General features: G+C 39.0%; 20 protein-coding genes. 6 read left to right on the top strand and 14 right to left on the bottom strand.

What is annotated here, in order from left to right:
* Positions 1-412: 412 nt before the first annotated feature.
* The 6 genes from DV942_RS09185 to DV942_RS09160 all read right to left on the bottom strand — a co-directional run bounded on the left by DV942_RS09185 (position 413) and on the right by DV942_RS09160 (position 7,768).
* Positions 413-1,312 (bottom strand): nucleotidyltransferase family protein, encoded by a 900-nt coding sequence (locus DV942_RS09185; protein WP_145857010.1) that lies wholly within the window; start codon positions 1,310-1,312, stop codon positions 413-415.
* 114 nt (positions 1,313-1,426) lie between these two features.
* Positions 1,427-2,989, bottom strand: coding sequence for a helicase HerA-like domain-containing protein (locus tag DV942_RS09180; RefSeq protein ID WP_145857008.1), 1,563 nt, complete (start codon positions 2,987-2,989; stop codon positions 1,427-1,429).
* A 95-nt stretch (positions 2,990-3,084) separates the two neighbouring features.
* Complete coding sequence (locus DV942_RS09175) at positions 3,085-3,390, bottom strand: chaperone modulator CbpM (protein ID WP_145857006.1); 306 nt, start codon at positions 3,388-3,390, stop codon at positions 3,085-3,087.
* A 5-nt stretch (positions 3,391-3,395) separates the two neighbouring features.
* The gene (locus DV942_RS09170; RefSeq protein WP_145857003.1) at positions 3,396-4,292 is read right to left on the bottom strand and encodes a DnaJ C-terminal domain-containing protein; all 897 of its coding nucleotides are present in this window, start codon (positions 4,290-4,292) and stop codon (positions 3,396-3,398) included.
* A gap of 385 nt (positions 4,293-4,677) precedes the next feature.
* On the bottom strand, positions 4,678-7,095 hold the full coding sequence (locus DV942_RS09165) for an alpha/beta hydrolase family protein (RefSeq protein ID WP_145857001.1): 2,418 nt from the start codon (positions 7,093-7,095) through the stop codon (positions 4,678-4,680).
* 256 nt (positions 7,096-7,351) lie between these two features.
* Complete coding sequence (locus DV942_RS09160; protein ID WP_145856999.1) at positions 7,352-7,768, bottom strand: DUF1801 domain-containing protein; 417 nt, start codon at positions 7,766-7,768, stop codon at positions 7,352-7,354.
* Between the two features lie 209 nt (positions 7,769-7,977).
* Between DV942_RS09160 and DV942_RS09155 the strand changes: the two genes are divergently transcribed.
* From DV942_RS09155 to DV942_RS09135, 5 genes are all read left to right on the top strand, one after another.
* The gene (locus DV942_RS09155) at positions 7,978-9,042 is read left to right on the top strand and encodes a Gfo/Idh/MocA family protein (protein ID WP_244950867.1); all 1,065 of its coding nucleotides are present in this window, start codon (positions 7,978-7,980) and stop codon (positions 9,040-9,042) included.
* A gap of 326 nt (positions 9,043-9,368) precedes the next feature.
* A complete protein-coding gene (locus DV942_RS09150) occupies positions 9,369-10,445 on the top strand; it encodes a PAS domain-containing sensor histidine kinase (RefSeq protein ID WP_145856995.1) in 1,077 nt (358 codons plus the stop codon).
* A gap of 40 nt (positions 10,446-10,485) precedes the next feature.
* Positions 10,486-11,136, top strand: coding sequence for a response regulator transcription factor (locus DV942_RS09145; protein ID WP_090983999.1), 651 nt, complete (start codon positions 10,486-10,488; stop codon positions 11,134-11,136).
* 125 nt (positions 11,137-11,261) lie between these two features.
* Entirely contained in the window at positions 11,262-11,780 is a 519-nt protein-coding gene (locus DV942_RS09140) for an RNA polymerase sigma factor (protein WP_090983997.1), read from the top strand.
* A gap of 75 nt (positions 11,781-11,855) precedes the next feature.
* Positions 11,856-12,227: a response regulator gene (locus tag DV942_RS09135; RefSeq protein WP_145856992.1), complete on the top strand. Its 372-nt coding sequence runs from the start codon at positions 11,856-11,858 to the stop codon at positions 12,225-12,227.
* Between the two features lie 152 nt (positions 12,228-12,379).
* On the opposite strand, the gene DV942_RS09130 is transcribed toward DV942_RS09135, so the two are convergent.
* Together DV942_RS09130 and DV942_RS09125 are read right to left on the bottom strand one after the other, a co-directional pair.
* Positions 12,380-12,874: a hypothetical protein gene (locus DV942_RS09130; RefSeq protein WP_090983992.1), complete on the bottom strand. Its 495-nt coding sequence runs from the start codon at positions 12,872-12,874 to the stop codon at positions 12,380-12,382.
* Complete coding sequence (locus DV942_RS09125) at positions 12,864-13,322, bottom strand: sigma-70 RNA polymerase sigma factor region 4 domain-containing protein (RefSeq protein ID WP_145856990.1); 459 nt, start codon at positions 13,320-13,322, stop codon at positions 12,864-12,866. The genes DV942_RS09130 and DV942_RS09125 overlap by 11 nt, the downstream gene beginning before the upstream one ends.
* Positions 13,323-13,470: 148 nt before the next feature.
* On the opposite strand from DV942_RS09125, the gene xth reads away from it, so the two are divergent.
* The gene (gene xth / locus DV942_RS09120) at positions 13,471-14,247 is read left to right on the top strand and encodes an exodeoxyribonuclease III (protein WP_145856987.1); all 777 of its coding nucleotides are present in this window, start codon (positions 13,471-13,473) and stop codon (positions 14,245-14,247) included.
* 1 nt (position 14,248) lies between these two features.
* On the opposite strand, the gene DV942_RS09115 is transcribed toward xth, so the two are convergent.
* The 6 genes from DV942_RS09115 to DV942_RS09090 all read right to left on the bottom strand — a co-directional run bounded on the left by DV942_RS09115 (position 14,249) and on the right by DV942_RS09090 (position 18,607).
* Positions 14,249-14,653, bottom strand: a complete 405-nt coding sequence (locus tag DV942_RS09115) for a PAS domain-containing protein (protein WP_145856985.1) — start codon at positions 14,651-14,653, stop codon at positions 14,249-14,251.
* Positions 14,654-14,971: 318 nt separating this feature from the next.
* On the bottom strand, positions 14,972-15,238 hold the full coding sequence (locus DV942_RS09110) for a hypothetical protein (protein ID WP_145856983.1): 267 nt from the start codon (positions 15,236-15,238) through the stop codon (positions 14,972-14,974).
* Positions 15,238-16,353, bottom strand: a complete 1,116-nt coding sequence (locus DV942_RS09105; RefSeq protein WP_145856982.1) for a M42 family metallopeptidase — start codon at positions 16,351-16,353, stop codon at positions 15,238-15,240. The genes DV942_RS09110 and DV942_RS09105 overlap by 1 nt, the downstream gene beginning before the upstream one ends.
* Before the next feature lie 66 nt (positions 16,354-16,419).
* On the bottom strand, positions 16,420-16,830 hold the full coding sequence (locus tag DV942_RS09100; protein WP_244950866.1) for a GNAT family N-acetyltransferase: 411 nt from the start codon (positions 16,828-16,830) through the stop codon (positions 16,420-16,422).
* A 2-nt stretch (positions 16,831-16,832) separates the two neighbouring features.
* A complete protein-coding gene (locus DV942_RS09095; RefSeq protein ID WP_145856977.1) occupies positions 16,833-17,426 on the bottom strand; it encodes a hypothetical protein in 594 nt (197 codons plus the stop codon).
* Between the two features lie 14 nt (positions 17,427-17,440).
* Positions 17,441-18,607 (bottom strand): MFS transporter, encoded by a 1,167-nt coding sequence (locus DV942_RS09090; RefSeq protein ID WP_244950865.1) that lies wholly within the window; start codon positions 18,605-18,607, stop codon positions 17,441-17,443.
* Between the last annotated feature and the right edge of the window lie 70 nt (positions 18,608-18,677).

The following is an 18,677-nucleotide window of genomic DNA, read 5'->3' as shown; positions in this document are numbered from 1 at the left end:
TCTATGTTCTCATATGGCTTATAGAACTGAATTCGATTGAAAATCCAGTTTTAAAGGCCCCTGTAAGATATTTTCAATTCAAAGTCGTCACCCTGAATTCATTTCAGGGTCTTTCATGCTAAAAAGATGCTGAAATAAATTCAGCATGACGAATCGAGCTAAATTAACGGGGTTGCCATTGCTATCATGTTAGGCAAGATTTGCAATCTTGACAGAATGAGTTGTTGATTTAATCCATTTGGAATTATCGCAAGATGTAAAAACCAATTGAATTAAGTCTAAAAAATACTGCTATCTGCTTCTCGAGGAGGACTTGTTTCTATGTTATTTTATTTAAATGCCTCAGGCTTTTAAAACCTGAGGCATTTTCTTTAGATATACACCTAAGCTTGTATAGCTTCGGAATCTGAATTTAATCCCACAGTTTTTCCGGGTATGTTCCGTTATTAACCAATTGGTTAATACTATCCTGAACATAAGGTTTATCCTCTTTATAAGTTACGCCGAACCATTTGTTCGAAGTAGGTATTACTTTAAAGGTTGCGGTATTGTTTTTAACTAAAGTTTCGCCGATTAACGGAATGAAAAATTCTGCTTTAGGTTTGTCTTTATTGGCTGCTGCAAACGCTTTAAACATTTCTTCTGTAATTTTAAAAACAGCTGGTGTAAAGCCCCAAAAGTTCATTGAAACCGGTGTTTCGTATGCTAAAGGGAATTCTTCTCCATTTTCTTCATAAAAAATCTTGCCATCTTTGGGATAAACCTTAGTACGTTCTACAATTTCCTCAAGATTGCCCGCCGCATCTACCTTACACACACCGCGCGAAACTGCACCAAATTCAGATAAAGTTTTTCCGATCTGATAACCGATGATGGAGTAGTTGCTGTCCGTTACTTCTGTAGTTAAGAAATCAACCATTTTTTTAAAGGCATCGAAACCATAATAATCGTCAGCGTTAATTACGCAGAATGGCTCTTTAACTACTTTTCTGCCCGATAAGATTGCGTGCGCAGTACCCCATGGCTTTTCTCTATAAATTTCTTCTTCTATACCAAACTGTTTCAAATCGAAATTTTGGAAAACGTAATCTACCTCAATTTTTCCGGCAAGTTTGGGGTCAAAAATGGCTTTAAAGTTATCTAAAAACTCTTCTTTAATGATGAATACAATTTTACCAAAACCGGCATTTATTGCATCGTATATTGAATAATCGATAATCGTTTCGCCATTGGGACCAAAACCATCAATCTGTTTCATGCTTCCATAACGGCTGGCCATACCAGCTGCCAATATCAATAGGGTGGGTTTCATTTATTGTTTATTATTTTATTTATGGGTGGAAACCTTAATATGGGATAATTAATACACCATCAGTTTCAACCTGCGAAATTAGTTATTTGAGCAATTTGTTGTGTAATAAGTTTTTTAAAATCCAAAAAATCCGCCACCGGTTTTTGAACGTGTTTTTTTACCGGTAAGCATGCCAAATATACCACGGACAATTTCTTTACCAATCTGTCGGGTTATGGTAGCACCCATTACCTGTTCTACTAAACTCTTTTCCCCAGGTTTTGGTTTGCTTTCTTTTTGCGCTTCAGCTTCCTGTTTCTCTTTTTCTGCTGCTGCAGTTTGTTCATTAATACGTTTAGTTAAAATGTCGTATGCACTTTCAGGATCAATAGGATCTTTATATTTGGCGTACATTGGGCTGGAACGTACGAGCTGATCGAAATCGGCAGCCGTAAGTGGTCCCATCAACGCCCTTGGCGGGGTAAGCAGCGTTGCCGCTACTTCGGTCGGGATGCCTTTCTCATCTAATACGGTCACCAACGCTTGTCCCGTACCTAATGAGGTTAACATTTGGTCAATCTGGTAAAAATCCGACTTTGGATAAGTGTTAACCGTCTTTTTTAGGGCATCTACATCATTTGGGGTAAAGGCCCTCAGTGCATGCTGTACACGGTTGCCTAGCTGGCCTAAAACGCTTTCCGGAACATCCGTAGGTGCCTGCGTACAAAAGAAAACACCAATGCCTTTAGAACGGATTAACCTGATAATGGTTTCAATCTGCTCAAGAAATGCTTTAGAAGAATTTTTGAACAATAAATGGGCTTCATCAAAAAAGAATACCAGCTTTGGTTTGTCTAAATCGCCAACTTCGGGCATGGTATTGAATAATTCGGCCAATAAGCTTAATAAAAAGGTAGAGTATAATACAGGCTGGTTCTGAACATCAGAAATGTTCAATAAACTGATGGCTCCTTTGCCATCAATCCGTTCGAAAAGATCTCCGGGATCAAAGGATTTTTCGCCAAACATACCACCTAAGCCCTGTTGTTCAATTGCCACTATTTTTCTCAGCATGGTACCAGCGGTAGCACTGGAGATACTGCCATAACTGCTTTTAATTTCTGCAGCGCCTGCGCCTTCTGAAAGGTAGGATACCAGTTTTTTTAGATCATTTAAATCGATTATCGGTAGTTTATGATCATCAGCATATTTGAAGATAACGGCTAAAACACCTGTCTGTGTATCGTTCAAATCTAAAATCTTTGATAAAAGTGTAGGTCCAAATTCCAGTACGGTTGCACGCATCTGCGCACCCATTTTGCCTGAAAGGGAGTAAATCTCGACAGGGAAACCTGTTGGCGAAAAAGTTTTATTGAGCTGTTGTGCCCTTTCTTCTATTTTAGGATTAACTGAACCGGATTGGTTTAAACCTGATAAATCGCCCTTAACATCCAACATAAAAACCGGTACACCAGCGTCAGACAGTTGCTCTGCCAATAACTGTAGTGTTCGCGTTTTGCCGGTTCCGGTTGCCCCGGCAATCAGACCGTGTCTATTCATCATTTTTAATGACAAATTAACTTCGGCTTCGCTATAAACCTGTCCATCTAAAATTCCGGCGCCTAAATAAATGTACGAGCCCGAAGGAGCATAAGATGATTTTATTTTTTCGATGAATTTTGAAGAAAGATCGCTCATTTTTTAAAATTAGACTGGCAATTTAGTAAACATATCTTAGAAAGGTTATGTTTTTTATTCAGCACTCTAATCGAGAATGCTGCCTAAATTGTTGTTTATTGTTGATGGTTAAGCTGCCTGTAATAATTTAATTCGTTCTGAAGCACTGTTATTTCCTGTTGCATATTTTGCAATTGATTGAGCAGATGCGAGACGGCATGAATCCCTTCTAAATTAATCTGAAGATCGTTTGCCAAACGGAGGTACTGCTCCAGTTTACTCAGTTCATCAACGGGCAAAAAGACAGATTGCTTTTTTACAGTTGTCTGGATCAGTCCAAAATCTTCCAGAGAATGGATAAAGTTAATTTCTACATGATGATAAGCGCAGATATCTTCTACTGGTATTAGATAAGTTTCCATAATGGTTAGAATTTGGAAAGTTTTTCGAATAATTCTTTTTGTTCAGCATTTAAATTGGTTGGTATCTTAACCTGCCATTTAATATACAGATCGCCAAACTGGTTATCTTTTTTGTAAACCGGGAAGCCTTTGCCTTTCAACCTTAAAGTGGTATCGGGTTGTGTGCCTGCCGGTACTTTAAGTTTAACTTTGCCATTTAAGGTTTCTACAATTTTTTCACCACCTAAAATGGCTGTATATAGATCTATTTCTTCCTGAATGTAAATGTCATTGCCTTTCCGTTTAAATTTGGGATCATCGCTAATATTGAATTTGATATACAGATCACCCGGAGGGCCGTTATTAACACCTGGGGCACCATAACCCGGAAGTTTGATCTTTTGCCCGTTTTCTACACCCGCCGGAATGGTAATACGTACCTGTTTGCCATTTACTGTTAAGGTTTGTTTATGTGTGGTATAGGCATCAAGCAGGTTCAACTTTAAATCGGCACTGTAATCCTGGCCTTTAAATGGCGAATTTCTGCTGCTTCTGCCACCGCCGCCGCCAAACATGGAAGAAAAGAAATCAGAAAAGTCTTCACCACCAAAACCGCCAGAATAGCTGTTGCCACCATAAGCCTGTCCTTGTGATTGGTATTGCCTCTGTTGCTGTTGCTGGGCATCCAACTGATCGGCATGCTGCCAATCTTTACCATATTTATCGTATTTCTTTCTTTTTTCCGGATCGCTTAAAACTTCGTTAGCCTCATTAATTTGCTGAAACTTTTTATTCGCTTCCTCATTATTGGGATTGAGGTCCGGATGGTGTTTTCGGGCTAATTTTCTATAAGCTTTTTTAATATCCTCTGTTGTCGCATCTTTTTTTAGATCGAGGATTTTATAATAGTCTATGTAGTCCATAATGGCTTAACAAATTAGTAGTGGGAATGTTCAATTTTATTGTATAAATGTAAGGTTTTGCTGTGAAATGGCATAGGGCGGAGAGCAAGTGGCAAAGCGTGTAGCGCAAAGCAAAAATGGGCGTAGAGTGAGTGTGCTGTCAGCTGTTACCAGCTGACAGATGGACGCTGAAATATTGGATTTCATGATGTGATCAGTGTCAGATAGAAATATCTGACACCACATGAATGTGCTGTCAACTGTTACCAGCTGACAGATGGCCGCTGAAATATTGGATTTCAGAATGTAATCAGTGTCAAATAGAAATATCTGACACCACATAGAAGCATGATAAACAAAAAATGCCCCATATAGGGGCACTTTGATTGACAAAGGTAGAGAAAGATTATTTTTTGTTCTTCACATATTTTTCTAACCACTGGTCTTGCTCCCACAACATGTGCAACAAGTTTTCTTTGCCACGGTAACTATGTGCTTCGTAGGGTAAAAATACAAAACGGGTTGTGCCTCCTGCACCTTTAATGGCGTTGAACAAGCGTTCGCTATTAATGGGGAAAGTACCCGGATTATCGTCAGTGTCACCATGGATTAGTAACAATGGTGTTTTGATTTTATCAGCATAGCTAAACGGACTCATTTCGTAATATAACTGAGGGGCCTGCCAATACGTACGTTCTTCGTTCTGAAAACCAAATGGGGTAAGCGTACGGTTGTATGCTCCGCTACGGGCAATACCTGCGGCAAAAAGATTGGTGTGCGCCAGTAGGTTTGCAGTCATAAATGCACCATAACTGTGGCCACCAACAGCCATACGTTTTTTATCACCAACACCTAAATCAGCCAGTTTATTAATGGCGGCTTCAGCATTTAACTGTAGTTGATCTACAAAGGTATCGTTCGGTTTTTTACCGTCTTTGGCCACAATTGGCATTTCGGCATTATCTAAAACTGCATATCCGCGGGTTACCCAGAAAATAGGGGACGCCCAGCTAATGGCGGTGAATTTATCTTTCGATCCGCGGATCTGTGCAGCATCAGCAGCAGAATTAAACTCGCGTGGGTAAGCCCAGATCAAAGTTGGCAGCGGACCATCTTTATCTTTATTGTATCCTTTTGGTAAATACAAATCGCCGGTTAAATCCACTCCGTCGGCCCGTTTATAAGAAATTTTTTGTTTGCTGATGCCTTCTAAAGAAGGATAAGGGTTAGTGAAATTAGTAACAGGCTGGTCGGCAATACGAAGCAACAGGTTTTTGATGAAATAATTAGGGACTAATTTCTGGCTTTCTTTACGGGTAATTAAAACTAGTTTATCAGGGTTGATGACATCACTTACGTATTCAAACGTTCCTTCAGCGCTGCGCCAGATAATTTCGCTCTTTTTAGTAGCTAAGTCGAATTTAGCCAGGAATGGCAAATCCCCTTTTTCGGATGAACCCACCACATTGTTCATTAACAGTTTCGTGCCATTATCAACCGTTTTGATTACCTGCCGGCCGTATTTATTTTTGATCGTAACCGGAGAACCTGGGTTACCGTATGCATCGGTTTGGTTACGGTTGTACAGTTCTTCTACCGTCCCTGTTGTAGGATTATAACGGCTTACTTTAGTGGTTTGCTTGCTGCGCAGGCCTTCCATAATAAGCGCAAGGTTGGCATCGCCCCACTGTACACCACGGTAACGGGTCTGCGTTTTAAACAATTCTTTCTCGGTTCCGGTAAAAGGTGCACTTAACGCATAAACTGCATCATGATAGGGAACATTTTTTTTGATTAGACCACTATCCAGCGGCTTGCTCCAAACCAGTGTAGCCGGTTCATCATCCCTCCAGTCGAAACCGCGGGGCACGTTTTGTGTATTATCATAACCAGATGGCGTGCCCTCTGATGACGGTAACTCGGCGATTACCTTAACCGTTTTGCCTTTTAAATCGGTGATGGAAACAGTTGATGGAAAACCAAATGCCGAAACCAGATAAGAAAATGGTTTGCGGATGGTTTCGACCAGCATATAGTTCTTATCCGGCGATAAGCTTACCGAGCCATAAATAGCTGATTTACCGATAGGCGTTTCTACTCCAGCTGTATTTTTGACCAATTGCGAGGTGGCAAAAAATTCGAACAGCTGTTCATCAAACGGTGATTTAATCAGGTCCTGAAAAGTAGCGCTGGGTGCAGCTTTTCCTAAATTTTGTTGGATGGTAGGCCCTTTAGGCATTAATGGTTTTGTAGGTGCAGCACTGGCAGGTTTAGTTACCGTACGGTAAACAACGGTTTGATCATTTAACCAGGTGATACCACTCCCTAAAATAACGTTTAAAAAAGCCTTATTGATTTTAGTCGCTTTTTTTGTAGCCAGATCAATGATGTAAAGATCTACTCCCTTTTGCGTTGTATGTGTAAAAGCAATCTTATTTTCGGATGGATTCCAGCTAATGTTGCCAGCGTACAATGGGTTTGGCAAGCCGGTTACCTGAAAATTTTGATTTGATTTTATTTTTTTGAGACTGAAATTGTTGATATAGGTTTGTCTGCTGGGCGAGTAATTATTCGGGTTTAATCTTAAACCAGCAATTCTGTATTCGGGCATGGCCAATTCTGCTACCGAAGGATAGGAATTACGCTCGCTGAATAAGATCCATTCAGCTTTGCCATCTATGCTTACGCCAGGAGTTGGTTTAGCCAGCAATAAATCTGCAATTTCTTTTGGTGGAGTTTGGTAGCTCACTGCATCTTGCGCGGCAGAATTAAGCGAAATGCAAGTGCCTGCTATCCATAAATAAAAGCTTAGTTTTTTAATCATTTCCGGTTTTTTATTCGAAATAAGGAATGATCAAATATTGTAAAATTTCACTTATTGCTGCGTAACTTCTTAGTGAGGCATATTTCGCTATTTATCCGAATTTGACAGCGTTCTTGGAGATGGTAATTTTTTTTGATAATCAAACAGAGAATGTCCCCAAAGCAATCAACGTATTAACCGAAATCAGCGATTTAACTGGATACTTTATTAAGAGCGGGTTGGCTATTAATCCCATCTCCACCTTACATTTTTAATTTCAAGGGTATAAACTTTTAATCCTTGCCACAGAATTGGTGACCATTTCTTTTAGTATCTCCACGTCAATGTCGCTTAATTGTTTTACGTATATGCAAGCTTTGGCGGTCTTGTGTTTTCCGAATTTAGCCAATAGTTCGTCACGTTTTTCAAACCCTGATGATAAGTATAGCGCTATTGCATCTTTCCGTGGCGAAAACCCAACCAGCGGAGCGTCACCTGCTCTGCCGCTTTCATATTTGTAATGGTAGCTGCCAAAGCCAATAATAGCCGTTCCCCACATTTTCGCTTTAAAACCTGTTGTTTCAGCGATAATATTCGAAAGATTAAAACAATCCTTCCGTTTCGTTTCATCTGTTACCGTATTCAGAAAATCGGTAACACTTAAATCGTTTTCTGTAGTTTTATTCTGCGTCATGTTTTTGATAATGAATATAAGGTTTAAAGTAGCATTGGTTAATGAGTCCGATCCTTCACTTTGTAATATTTTTAAGTGTTAGCCGTAAGCCTTTTATAAATTTATAATTTGTAAACAACAATTTAGAAAACAGCATGAAAACAGTTCATCATCAAATAAAATATTTTTGTCGGTTCAATACTCTGGTTTTGGTCTTCTTACTCTTTTTTATGAGTACCAAGGCACAGCAAAAATTAAATGTAGCTATAGCTGGCTTAAACCATGATCATGTTTATCTGATTATGAACAGCTACGAAAAGGGCGAAGTTAACGTGGTTGGTATTGCAGAAAGTAATTCTGTACTGGTTAGCCGGTTTAGAACCCGCTATAAAATACCTGACAGTATATTTTATAATAACCTTCCTGATCTGTTAAAGAAAAAGAAACCTGATGTGGTGCTGGCCTATAATGCCATCAGCGATCATTTAGCCGTTGTAGAGGCTGCCGCTCCGCTTGGCATATCGGTTATGGTAGAAAAACCTTTGGCAATATCGGTTAAAGAGGCCGTGCGAATGGCAGAACTGGCTGAACGGCATAAAGTACATATACTAACCAATTACGAAACCACCTGGTATCCGAGCAATCAAGAGGTTTACAAAAATGTAAAAGAAAGTAATACCATAGGCGCAATCAGAAAAATGATTGTACATGATGGACACCAGGGACCGAAAGAAATCGGCGTAAGTAAAGAATTTTTGGAATGGTTGACCGACCCTGATAAAAATGGAGCAGGGGCACTGGTTGATTTTGGCTGTTATGGTGCTAATTTAATGACTTGGTTAATGGATGGCAAAGCCCCAATTTCGGTTACAGCCATCACCCGTCAAATTAAGAAAGAGATGTACCCTAAGGTAGATGATGATGCAACTATTTTATTGGAGTACTCAAATGCTACAGGGATTATTGAAGCCTCATGGAACTGGCCGTTTAGTATAAAAGATATGGAAATATTCGGCGAAAAGGGATATATGCAAGCCATTAATGAGAAAAACATCAGGGCAAGGCAAAGCAATAAAGAAGGTTATGAAATCTATCAGCCCAAAACTTTAGCACCTGCTTATGCTAACCACCTGAACTATCTTTCTGCAGTTTTAAAAGGAGAAATCAAGCCTCATAATGATCTTTCGTCTCTGGAGAATAATTTAATTGTAGTACGCATTTTAGAGGCCGCAAAAATTTCGGCTAAGACCGGTAAAAAAGTGATGTTGAATGGGCAGGTATCAAAAACAAAATAGCCACCTCTATGATGGCTATTGGTAAGAAGAATGGTGTCTTCCTTATGTTGTGCCTGCCCTCCGCGGATCTCCCGCTCACAGGACTTTTTTATCTGTTTTTTATGATTAACAATTTAGGCATTAGTTGGTTTTAATAGCGTAAATAATTTTGCACACTGTGTGGAAAATGTTAATATCTTCAATGCGGTTAGCCGCTGTGAAAAATGTTTGCAGGTAAAATGGTGACGGCTTTTTTTGTATAAAACATTTTTACTCCTATGCTGTTTGAGATGTGACTGCTGATTCATAATTATATTATTTACAGGCAAATTATCAAACATTAAATCATGGTCGAATTAAATAAAGAGCTTTTTTGTAACCTCGGTAACCGTTCTTTGGACGGATATTTTATTTTTAACGGCGCAGCGCAAAATTTTTCATATCTAAACAGATCGTTAAGTAATATATGGGAACTTGACTCGGATGAAGTGACTATTGATCCCAAGTTACTTATAGAGCGGGTGCATCCTGAAGATTTGACGCATGTACAGGCCTGCTATAAAGAATGCATTAAAGAAGAAACGGAAAATAAATATGAATTCCGTTTACAGTTTCCTGAAAGGGAGAAATTTGTTCGGGTATCCGTATTTGCTGTTACTGATGGTGAAGTTAAGTTTTTAGTGGGTACAGTAGAAGACATCACGGTGATGCGCCACAATCAGATCCATATCGAACAGATCAACGCAAGAAAAAATATTACCTTAGAAGTATTGGCGCATGATTTAAAGGAGCCACTGGGCATGATGAAATTAATTGCTTCATCAATGAAAGAGGGAGTGGCACAAACTGGCGATGAGCGGATGATCAACTCGCTGGCTTTTATACAGGACATGTGTGAGCGCAACCTGCTTCTCGTACGTAGCATGGTTAACAAAGAGTTCTTAAAATCCTCCGTCGTAGAAATCCGCAAGGAGCGGGCTGACCTGGTTTGGGAACTGAGAGATGTGGTTCGTTTTTATAAACGATCCAAGCTGGGCAAAATGAAGCATATTAAATTTACAAGCTCTGCTGAACAGATTTATCTGCGTCTTGATAGTATGAAGTTTATACAGGTCATCAATAACCTCATTTCAAACTCCATAAAATTTACTGCCGATTATGGAACCATTACTATACATGCCGAGGAATATGAAAGTACAGTGCTGATTAGTGTGGCCGATGATGGGATTGGGATTCCGGAAGAGTTACAAGCCGGACTTTTTAACCATTTGCCAGAAACTTTAAGGCCGGGTCTTAAGGGCGAAGAGTCTGGCGGATTTGGGATGGGTATTATCAAAGCGATTGTAGATTTACATCAGGGAAAAATTTGGTTTGAGAGTAAAACCGGTGCTGGAACAACCTTCTATATCGAGCTGCCAAAGTAGACGTTTTTAATTTTAAAACGGCGTAAGTTATATTTGAATTATGATTAACATTATTCTTGCGGATGATCACCATATTATCCGGACCTCACTTAAAGCGCTTATAGAAAAACACGAAGGCATCAATGTTGTTGCAGAAGTACCAGATGGTTTGGCCGTCCTCGAACTTTTGGAAAAAGGAATAAAAGCTGATATTATTTTATCGGATATTGTAATGCCAAGGCTGGACGGGATTGCCCTGGCAAGTACGATTAAAGCCCGTAAATACACCGCGAAAGTGGTTGTTCTATCCATTTTGGATGATGAAAAGTATGCATCAAATGCTTTTGTATCAGGAGCTTTTGCTTACCTGTCAAAAGATATTGAAGAAGATGAACTGTTGTTTTGCCTAAAGCATGTTATGAAGGGAAAACGCTACCTTTCCTCTAATTTATGCATTTCCATTTTAGAGCGTTTTAATATGCAGTTGAATATACTTTCGCGAAAACTGAATACGGAAATCAACTTTACAGAGCGCGAAATTAATGTACTAAAACTCATTGCAGATGGATTAACCAACCAGGAAATAGCTGATAAATTATACCTGAGCAGGCGTACTGTGGAGAGCCAGAGAGAAGCTTTAATCAGTAAAACCGGCACTAAAAATTCCGCATCTCTGGTTCGTTTTGCCATGCGAAATGGTTATGTAGACTAGCATTTTTGAACGTTTTTTGCCCCTTTTTTAAGTGTTTATAATAAACCGTAAAAAATCGGGTATTTCTACAAATAACATAAGGAGTTGAGGTTTGTTGAATATTTACATCAGCCTTAAAACGAATTATGGATACATTAAATTTTAATTGCGACATCTACCAATACAGACAACCACTTTTCGACCGTGCATTAGCATATACACATGATGAAGATGATGCTGCTGATTTAGTTCAGGATACCTTTATGAAAGCATTTAGGTTTTCGGCAAAATTTGAAATGGGAAGTAACGTGCGGGCATGGCTTTTTACCATCCTGAAAAATACCTTTCTTAATCATTATTACAAGGTTAAGCGTAAGAACGAAATGATCCAGCAGGAAGAGGACTTAACCTCTGTTCAATTGATTCCGAGCGCATCTTTAAATAATGGTGCCACCAAGTTTATAATGGAAGATATCCAGAAGTCCTTAGATGCTTTACCTGAGGATTGTAGGTTCTGCTTTTGCCGTTATTTCGAAGGTTATAAATATCACGAAATCGCAGCCGAGCTCGATATCCCTTTGGGTACTGTAAAAACTAAAATACATGTAGCCAGAGGTCTTCTTAAAAAGATGCTTAAAAACTATAAATCGGGTTTGGCCGCTTAACCTTATGGTTTATTCGGTAAATTCACGTATAAATACGTTGCGCGAACTAGCTCACTTAAACTAGATTTGTTGCGTATGAGCAACGCGCTAGTTAAAAAGATTCTAATAGTTGATGATGACGAGAACATTCATGATATTATTAAATTAATTTTTGAGGAAGAACATTATCATATAAAAGGTATTTTGAATGCTAATGACTCTGAGTTAGAGAGGACCATAGCTAATTTTCGACCAGATGTTATTTTACTTGATATACTTATCGGCCAGCATGACGGGCGTGATGTTTGCAATAGGTTAAAAAATAATGCTGAAACATCATCTTTGCCGGTAATATTGCTTTCTGCAGTGAATATGGATAACTTAAGCTGTTCGCCTGATGACACCATTGAAAAGCCTTTTGATATCACCGATCTCCAGCAAAAAGTTAAGGCATTATTGGATAAATAAAAATGCCTGGAAATAAAAAAGGGGATAGACCAACAGCCTATCCCCATATCTAAACTCAAACATGCGCTCAAACATGAATGAATCTTAACAACTAAACATTTCAGTTTAGTATTGGTTTTAAAAAGGCAGGTTTATCTATTATATTCCACATATTACCTGTTCTTTTGTTTGAGTTCTATCTTCAACTCTTTAATCTGTTCCTTAATCTGTCTGTTTTCCAGGTAAAAGTAAATAGCAAAGGCCAGAAATATCTTGCCCAATACAAAAACGGCAACAAATACCCATTTCCAGGCTTTGTTAACACGCATTTGGTTAGACTCTGATTCTACCTCTATATATTTTTCCCGTTTATTTTCCTGGTGGTTTTTATCATAACTGTATTCGGAATTAAAATTGTTTTGTACCGCCTGGTTTTGGCGTTGTATTTCATTAATCTCCTGTTCAATTTTAGCCAAAGTGCCTGCCGGAGGCTCAATACTCATGTTTTGAGCCAATACCTCCATATCATATTCCAACTGCTCCAAAGCAGCCTTAAATGCAGGATATTCCTTTTTTAGTGATAAAACTTTTTGTACCTCCTCTTCGGTGGCAATTCCCATCACATAGGTCTCCATTAAACCACTCTCAATGATTTTATTAATTTCCACTTACCCTCCTCATTTTATCGATTGATAATTTTAACTGATTACGGATTTCGCTTTCATCACATCCAATTGTTGTCGCCAGGGATTGAATTGATTTTCCGTGATAATACACTGCACAAAATATTCTTTTCTGTAAATCATCTAACACATCCAACCCACCTTTAGGTACTGATTGGTTAAGATTTAACGGATGATCTTTAGCTGTATACAAAGTTAATTTACTTTGTGCATATTGGCGCAGTTCCAGCCACATATTTAATCTGTTTTTTTCTGGTGAAACAACAACATCTTTCACGAATGAAGTGAGAATAGCAACCAGATGATCTTCTGATTTTTGAGGATTTTGCACAATACCATTGATATAACCAAGCAGCATGGGCGCATACTGATCATAGAACCAACGGATGTTTTTCGGCTCTGCAGAACGATTGTTTAATACTGCTTTGAACATGGTTATTTAAACGGTCAACCTAAATGAGGTGCAAGATAATGCCAAATTTTAAATTATCTTTAATTAATGTTTAAAATGTTGCTTAAAATAGGCTGAGATCAATACAACAATCATCTATTTTTGAATTTTTAATGCAAAGATTTATAGAATGAAAATAGCTACTTATAATGTGAACGGTGTAAATGGCCGTTTGCCCGTACTTTTACGCTGGCTGGAAGAAACCCAGCCAGATGTGGTGTGCCTGCAGGAACTAAAGGCGCCGCAGGAAAAGTTTCCTGAACAGGCGATTAAAGATGCAGGGTATAATGCCATATGGCATGGACAGAAGAGCTGGAACGGAGTGGCCATACTTGCGAGAAATTTAGAAATAACTGAACTGAAGCGTGGTTTAGACGGAGACCCCGAAGATTTACACAGCAGGTACATAGAGGCAATGATAAATGGTATCGTAGTTGGTTGTTTGTACCTTCCGAACGGTAACCCGGCGCCAGGCCCCAAATTTGATTATAAGCTTCGATGGTTTGAGCGTTTTACGGCACATGCAGCGACTTTGCTGGCGCAGAATATCCCGGTGGTTTTGGCGGGAGATTATAATGTAATTCCTACTGAAATCGATGCCTATAAACCTGAACGATGGGTTGAAGATGCCTTGTTTCGTCCGGAAACCCGACAGGCATTTCAAGACCTAATTGCACAGGGCTGGACAGATGCGATCAGAAAGTTATATCCAGGAGAAACAATATATACCTTTTGGGACTATTTCCGCAATGCTTACGGCAGAAATGCCGGGTTAAGAATTGACCATTTTTTATTGAGTCCTCAGGTGAGCGATCGCTTAAAATCAGCAGGAGTGGATAAAAACGTTAGGGGATGGGAAAAAACAAGCGACCACGGACCTGTATGGATAGAATTGGATGACCTGTAAGTCAGGACGGTTTCAAATCGGTAACATCCAATGTTGTACCAATTAGCTTTAACGATTCGCCATCCTGTTGGGAAAGTATTCCATCGGCTTTAATCCACCGGATTTTCCCATCCGGACGGCGGATCCGGTACAATACATCGTAGCTGTTTTTTTCTCTTGTTACGGTAAGCTCTATCTCATCCTGAACATGATCGAGGTCTTCGGGGAGGATTAGGCCTAAAACGGTTTCATAGTTTAAAACGCCATCTGGCGGGTAACCAAAATTCTCTTTAAAAGATCGGGTTGAACGAAGTATACCGGTTGCTATACTCAGTTCCCAAAAACCAAGGCGAAGGTGGTCGAATACGACATCCCAGTGATCATCACAAATAACGGATAGATCAACATTTTTTTTGTTTGTGTTCATAATAAGAAGGATAACTATGAAGTTAAATTACACAAACTATGTGAAGATATGTTGAGTATTAACAAAAATTAATGTACGGGAAACAATGCGTACCGGCGATTATCTCTAAATCAAAAGAAAAACGTTTGAATGATTGGCAATGCAGGCGCTTTAAAGTTCATATTTGGATGTTAATGCGGCTGTATCGAAATAGATAACCTGCCAGATAAACTACAAGAACAATGTTGGTTCATCTGGCAGGCTCAGTAAAAGTTATGCTTAATAAAGAAAAATTCAGAGATTTTTCGCGATATAGCATTTTAGTCTTAGTTACTAATTTTAATGCTGATCTGAGACTTTCGCCTTTTCGATTAATTCTTTCTGATTCATTAAATCTTTGTAATAAAAATAACCACCAAATCCTAAAATAAGGATGATATTGCTTACTTTAAAGCTATGATCGAGCCAATAATCCAACGGTGGTGCGTTACCAACAAAACTTTGTTTAATGCTTGGCCAGGAGTTAAGGATAAAGATAACTACAATCATAAGCAAAACCTTTAATAAGGTGCTGATCATGATTTTCTGGTGATTTAATTTTTCCATTATTTAAATGATCTGAAATCCTGACCGTTGCTAATGTTCAATAAGCTTTCATAAATCAGGCTGATTACATTGTCAACATCCTCTTTATGCACCATCTCTACCGTAGTATGCATATAACGTAATGGCAGCGAAATTAATGCCGATGGTACACCACCATTTGAGTAAGCAAAAGCATCGGTATCAGTTCCTGTAGAACGTGAAGACGCCTGGCGCTGGAATGGGATCTGGTTTTTCTCAGCCGTTTGGATTAATAGTTTATTCAAATTGGTTTGAACAGCCGGAGCATAGGAAACCACAGGGCCTTTACCCGCTGATAGATCGCCCTGAACGTTTTTATTGATCATTGGCGTAGTAGTATCGTGTGTTACATCGGTAATAATGGCCACATTCGGTTTAATGCGCTGGGCAATCATCTCGGCACCACGTAAACCGATTTCTTCCTGTACCGAATTTACAATGTACAAACCGAAAGGAAGTTTTTTCTTGTTTTCTTTTAATAAACGGGCTACTTCGGCAATCATAAAACCACCCACACGGTTATCTAAAGCACGGCCAACATAATAGCGGTCGTTTAATACCATAAACTCATCTTCATAGGTAATTACACAGCCCACATGGATGCCTAGTTTTTCTACTTCTTCTTTTGAGGTACAACCGCAATCCAAAAAGATATTTTTTAATTCCGGAGCCTGTTCTTTCTCGCCATGGCGTGTATGGATAGCAGGCCATCCGAATACTGCTTTAACCAGGCCTTTCTCGGTATGGATATTTACACGTTTAGAAGGTGCAATCTGATGATCAGAACCACCGTTACGGATCACGTAAATTAAACCGTCGCTGGTAATGTAATTTACATACCAGGAAATTTCATCAGCATGGGCTTCAATAACCACTTTAAAATCAGCTTTGGGGTTAATCACACCCACAGCGGTACCGTAATTATCGATAAAGTGTTCGTCTATATAAGGTTTTAAATAATTTAACCAAAGTTTTTGTCCTTCCCATTCATAACCGGTTGGAGCAGGATTATTGATGTATTCTTCAAGAAACTGCAGCGATTTTTTAGTAACCACAGCAACATGTTTTTTCTTTTCTTCGTCTTTTTTCTTAGCCATATGTTATTTGCTTTATAGCATGGGGCAAAGCGCATGGCATGATGCGTTTGTCCGTCTTGTTAATTATTATGATAGTTCTTTTTCCATGATCACAAAATCGTAACCATCTTTAAAAAAGGTTTTATTTGTTTCGTGGAAGCCAAATTTAAAATAAAATTCCTTAGCATTTACACGTGCATTGCACCATAGTTTTGTCGCTTTTTGAATTTTACAAAAATCAAGGATATAGGTCATTAATTGTGAACCCAAACCCATTTTTTGTGCACCAGGTAAGATGGCCAGTTTACGGAATTGATATACAGTTCCTTCATAAAATAGAGAAACTACCCCTGTTAGCTTATGATCGAGGTATAATCCAAAATGGATGCCATCAAAATCGCTGGCAAGCTTTACGCTGTCAAAAGGTAACTCCGGATACATGGCTTCATGCCTGATCCGCCAGGTTAGCGAGGGAAATATCTGCTCAATTTGAACCATAATTATAATAAAAAGCTAAAACCTATCCGGCCGCCAATTCCATAATAGGTATCGATTTTATTTATGGCCGCAAGCGGGCCAAGAGATAACTCGAAGTTAATTTTTCTCCCGACATAGGTTTGAAAACCCCATTGAGGCATAATATTGATCTGTGAACCGTATAAAGTATTGCTTTGGGTAGGAATAATTGTTAATACATCAAGGCCAACATAACCGGCACTGTTGTTAATGGTTCTTTTACCCTTTTTAATTCTCCGGTTAAAATTGTAATAGTGCCTGAATCCTGCATTTAATGATGGATAAATCTTGAAATCTGTTTCTGTGTTAACACTGATATTATAATTGTTATCCATTGTAAACTCGGTTTGATAAATAAATGCACCTTCGGCTCCTGCGCCAAAATAAACCGAAGTTGTTTTACCTACTTTTTGTTCTCTTTCGTAACCTATGCCCAAAAGATTAAGCCTTATTTTGTTAAGCGACTTTACTTCGGTTGGCTGCTCTAATTTTGTACTGTCCTGCGCTTTCGTTTTACCAACAATAGTCATGAAAACGAGTAATACTGAAAATGCTTTGATTGCGTTTTTAGATTTCATAAAATTTGTAAAGGTTATTTAAATTGTGATTTTTTGTTTCCGTAAAACTGATAAATTAATATGTTAAGAATAATGATGCCTGTCATTCCATAACAGAATAAATTCCATCCGCCCTGGTCCCAAAGCCATAAACCCAGTGCCGAGCCACAGCTGGCACCAATAAAACTAACCGACATAAAAATGGTGTTCAGCCGGTTTCTGGCTTCCGGTATTAGGGTATAGATGCGGGTTTGGTTGGTTACATGTATTGCTTGCTGGCCGATATCGATCAGAACAATACCGATTACAAACAGGTATAAATGGCTGTTTGTAAAATAAAACAAAGCGATACTGATGAGTTGCAATATAAAGCCGATCATTAAGTTTTTGCGCGGATTGTTGCCGTCGCTTAATTTTCCAACCAGTGGTGCAGCCAAGGCTCCTGCTGCTCCTGCAATTCCAAATAGGCCAATTTGCAACGTTTGGAAATTAAAGGGCGGGTTAGCAAGGAATAATACCATGGTTGTCCAGAAAGCACTGATAATGGCAAAAGCCAGAAAATTAATAATCGAAGTTTCCCTTAAGGCAGGTTGTGTTTTGATATAACTAAACATCGAACGCATGAGTTCTTTATAGGAGCCTTTAAAATGAGGATAACTTTGCGGAAAGCGTTTGGCCATTAAAAAAATAAGCAGGCCACAAATCCCTGCAGCCATATAATACACAGCCCGCCAGCCTAGCCAAAAGCCGATACTGCCACTTACTGCGCGTGAAGCCAGAATGCCAACCAACAGACCGCTCATAATCATTCCAATGTTGGCGCCACGATTCTCATCGGAACTTAGATTGGCTGCCAATGGCAATATTAATTGGGGTACAATAGAGCAGGCACCGATGAATACAGATGCCATTTCCAGTATAAAAAAGCTTTGTGAAACTGCCGCTATAAGTAAAGCAAAAATGGCAAGTCCGGTAATTACGAGAATCTGCTTTTTGCGTTCAAACATATCGCCCAGTGGCACTAAGAGGAAAAGGCCTAAAGCGTAACCAATCTGGGTAAGGTAGGTAATCTTCCCGGCAACGGGTTCGGTAAGCTCAAAATCTTTTGCAATCAAGATGACCAAAGGTTGGCAGTAATAAATATTTGCAACAATGAGGCCTGTGCAAAAAGCCATGAGAAGGATATCTGCTTTTTTTAACATGTAAGTTGATGTAAAATGTAATGATATAAGATGGGGCTAAATAAGTAAGATGTAATAATGTAAAATGGAT

The sequence above is a fragment of the Pedobacter suwonensis genome, from assembly GCF_007833675.1.
GTDB lineage: Bacteria > Bacteroidota > Bacteroidia > Sphingobacteriales > Sphingobacteriaceae > Pedobacter > Pedobacter suwonensis.
The sequence above is the reverse complement of the archived record's forward strand: the minus strand, read 5'-3'. Positions and strand labels throughout refer to the sequence as shown.

Excerpts from the sequence above, each read along its gene's own strand:
- DV942_RS09100 (WP_244950866.1), bottom strand. The coding sequence starts at position 16,830 with ATGGTTCAAATTGAGCAGATATTTCCCTCGCTAACCTGGCGGATCAGG.
- DV942_RS09095 (WP_145856977.1), bottom strand. The coding sequence starts at position 17,426 with ATGAAATCTAAAAACGCAATCAAAGCATTTTCAGTATTACTCGTTTTC.
- DV942_RS09115 (WP_145856985.1), bottom strand. The coding sequence starts at position 14,653 with ATGAACACAAACAAAAAAAATGTTGATCTATCCGTTATTTGTGATGAT.
- DV942_RS09135 (WP_145856992.1), top strand. The coding sequence starts at position 11,856 with ATGAGCAACGCGCTAGTTAAAAAGATTCTAATAGTTGATGATGACGAG.
- DV942_RS09110 (WP_145856983.1), bottom strand. The coding sequence starts at position 15,238 with ATGGAAAAATTAAATCACCAGAAAATCATGATCAGCACCTTATTAAAG.
- DV942_RS09170 (WP_145857003.1), bottom strand. The coding sequence starts at position 4,292 with ATGGACTACATAGACTATTATAAAATCCTCGATCTAAAAAAAGATGCG.
- DV942_RS09165 (WP_145857001.1), bottom strand. The coding sequence starts at position 7,095 with ATGATTAAAAAACTAAGCTTTTATTTATGGATAGCAGGCACTTGCATT.
- DV942_RS09160 (WP_145856999.1), bottom strand. The coding sequence starts at position 7,768 with ATGACGCAGAATAAAACTACAGAAAACGATTTAAGTGTTACCGATTTT.
- DV942_RS09105 (WP_145856982.1), bottom strand. The coding sequence starts at position 16,353 with ATGGCTAAGAAAAAAGACGAAGAAAAGAAAAAACATGTTGCTGTGGTT.
- DV942_RS09180 (WP_145857008.1), bottom strand. The coding sequence starts at position 2,989 with ATGAGCGATCTTTCTTCAAAATTCATCGAAAAAATAAAATCATCTTAT.
- DV942_RS09150 (WP_145856995.1), top strand. The coding sequence starts at position 9,369 with ATGGTCGAATTAAATAAAGAGCTTTTTTGTAACCTCGGTAACCGTTCT.
- DV942_RS09125 (WP_145856990.1), bottom strand. The coding sequence starts at position 13,322 with ATGTTCAAAGCAGTATTAAACAATCGTTCTGCAGAGCCGAAAAACATC.
- DV942_RS09140 (WP_090983997.1), top strand. The coding sequence starts at position 11,262 with ATGGATACATTAAATTTTAATTGCGACATCTACCAATACAGACAACCA.
- DV942_RS09145 (WP_090983999.1), top strand. The coding sequence starts at position 10,486 with ATGATTAACATTATTCTTGCGGATGATCACCATATTATCCGGACCTCA.
- DV942_RS09155 (WP_244950867.1), top strand. The coding sequence starts at position 7,978 with ATGAGTACCAAGGCACAGCAAAAATTAAATGTAGCTATAGCTGGCTTA.
- DV942_RS09185 (WP_145857010.1), bottom strand. The coding sequence starts at position 1,312 with ATGAAACCCACCCTATTGATATTGGCAGCTGGTATGGCCAGCCGTTAT.
- DV942_RS09175 (WP_145857006.1), bottom strand. The coding sequence starts at position 3,390 with ATGGAAACTTATCTAATACCAGTAGAAGATATCTGCGCTTATCATCAT.
- xth (WP_145856987.1), top strand. The coding sequence starts at position 13,471 with ATGAAAATAGCTACTTATAATGTGAACGGTGTAAATGGCCGTTTGCCC.
- DV942_RS09090 (WP_244950865.1), bottom strand. The coding sequence starts at position 18,607 with ATGTTAAAAAAAGCAGATATCCTTCTCATGGCTTTTTGCACAGGCCTC.